The sequence below is a fragment of the Streptomyces sp. NPDC031554 genome, from assembly GCF_055580685.1.
Genome location: NZ_JBVIKX010000031.1, coordinates 1 through 1,489 on the forward strand (window position 1 = coordinate 1; position 1,489 = coordinate 1,489).

General features: G+C 70.7%; 1 protein-coding gene. It reads right to left on the reverse strand.

The window, feature by feature from the left end:
- Positions 1 to 23: 23 nt before the first annotated feature.
- Positions 24 to 1,226 carry an IS110 family RNA-guided transposase gene (locus ACZ5FU_RS34950; protein WP_468647101.1) on the reverse strand — a complete coding sequence of 401 codons (1,203 nt, stop codon included), beginning with the start codon at positions 1,224 to 1,226 and terminating at the stop codon, positions 24 to 26.
- Positions 1,227 to 1,489: the final 263 nt, after the last annotated feature.

Here is a 1,489-nt window from a genome sequence, read left to right on the forward strand (position 1 = left end):
GGGGGGTGCCTCTATGTCTTTCGTCAAGCGAGTCGGGGGCTTCTCGGCTGGTAGAAGGTTCCGTCGCGGAGCATGGCGAACAGGACGCTGATGCGGTGGCGGGCGAGGCGGAGGAGGGCCTGGGTGTGGGTTTTGCCGCGGGCTCGGCAGCGGTCGTAGTAGGTCCGGGAGGCGGGATCGTGGAGTGCTGCGAACGCGGAGAGGAACATCGCTCGTTTCAGCTGCCGGTTGCCGCCTCTGGGGGCGTGTTCGCCGTGGATCGAGGTGCCGGACTGCCGGGTGGCGGGGGCGAGACCGGCGTAGGAGGCCAGGTGGCCGGCGCTTGGGAACGAGCTGCCGTCGCCGATGGTGGTCAGGAGGACTGCGGCGGTCCTGACGCCGATGCCGGGCATCGAGGTCAGGACCGGGGAAAGAGGGTGGGCCTCCAGCAGGTCTTCGATCCGGGTTTCCAGGGCCCGGCGTTGTTCGTGGACGGCGGCCAGCGACTTCGCCAGCGAAGGGACGATCACGTCGAGGGTGCCGGTGCCGGGGACGACGACGGTTTGTTCGTCGAGCGCGGTGAAGATGTCGTCGACCAGCCGCTCGGCCATGCGCGGGGCCCTCGGGCGGACGACCTCGACCAGCCTGCGGCGGCCCGCCTTGCGCAGGGCTTGCGGGGATCCGTAGCGCTCCAGGAGCCAGGTGATGGCCGGGTGGTCCAGGCGCGGGCCCAGGACCCGCTCGAGGCTGGGGTGGAACTGGGTGAGCAGGCCGCGGATGCGGTTGGAGGTGCGGTTGGCCTCGCCGGCGAGGTCCTGGTCGAAGCCGACCAGCATGGTCAGCTCGGCGGTGACCTCGTCAGCCAGGTCGAGGGTGCGCAGGGTGTGGGGCATGGTGCGGGCGGCGTCCGCGATGACGGCGGCGTCCTTCGCGTCGGTCTTGGCCTCGCCGGGATAGAGATCGGCGATCCTGCGCATCGCCAGTCCGGGCAGGTAGGCGACCTGGCAGCCGGTGTCCCGGGCGACGGTCAGCGGGAGGGCGCCGATGGAGGCGGGCTGGTCCACGACCACCAGGACGGTGCCGAACTTGGCCGTGAGCTTGTCGAAGACGGCCCGCAGCTTCGGTTCGCTGTTCGGCAGCGGCTTGTCGAAGACCGTCTTCCCGGCCGGGGTCAGGCCGTGGCCGTGATGGGCTGCCTTGCCGACGTCCAGGCCCAGGAAGACGCCCACCCCGTCGATGCTGATCACCGTGCCCCCACATGCGTCGATGCGTGCCGGCCTCGGCGGTCGGGGCCGTTCGCGCGCATCCACGTTATGCAGACCTGCCGCCCGCAAACGGCCGGGCATTGCGCCCGGCCAGGCGGTGGTCGGACCTCTGATCAGCGTCTCCGACGGCACCCCTCGGACCCGGTGACACCACCCCCCAGGTCATCCCATCGACAGGGGGCAACAGTCATGCCGGGCCCGGAGGCCAGCGGCCCTCTTGCAGGACCGCGAAAAAGATAACGGGG